This is a genomic window from Neisseria sp. P0021.S007 (assembly GCF_051956855.1).
On sequence record NZ_JBQCXA010000741.1, the window covers coordinates 1 to 615 of the forward strand.

Below are 615 nucleotides of genomic sequence, written 5' to 3' on the forward strand. Positions count from 1 at the left end.
GTACTGCAACCCTATCAAGTCATGTGGCTTGAAATTGCATAAGCTGAATTTTTTATACATCATTCAAGGCCGTCTGAACAAATCAGCGTTCAGACGGCCTTTTAAGGCATAAGATGTATTTTGTATTTTGGGCAGTTTCGCTTAGAATGCACGCTTTAATACTAAATGACACACTTAAAGTCAGGAGTAAAAATCCATGTTGAAAAAATTCGTACTCGGCAGCATCGCTGCAGTAGTTTTGGCTGCTTGCGGTGGAGAAGGTAGCAACTCAGCTTCTTCTGCTCCGGCACAATCCGGTGCGGCCTCAGGCTCATTGATTGAGCGTATCAACAACAAAGGTACCATCACTGTCGGTACGGAAGGTACTTACGCACCATTCACCTATCACGACAAAGACGGCAAATTGACCGGCTATGATGTCGAAGTAACCCGCGCAGTTGCCGACAAACTGGGCATCAAAGTTGAATTTAAAGAAACACGTTGGGACTCCATGATGGCAGGTTTAAAAACCGGCCGTTTTGACGTAGTCGCCAACCAAGTTGGCCGGGCCAGCCCTGAGCGTTGGGTGGCTTTTGACAAATCTGAGCCTTACAGCTGGAGTGGTGCTGTATTGGT

The 615-nt window shown here is 46.7% G+C and carries 1 protein-coding gene; it reads left to right on the top strand.

All coding sequences use genetic code 11. The annotated features are described in order from the left end of the window. Window positions 1–196 precede the first annotated feature (196 nt). Window positions 197–615: transporter substrate-binding domain-containing protein (locus ACTHUR_RS15705; RefSeq protein ID WP_440399576.1), on the top strand; the 419-nt coding region annotated here is incomplete at its 3' end.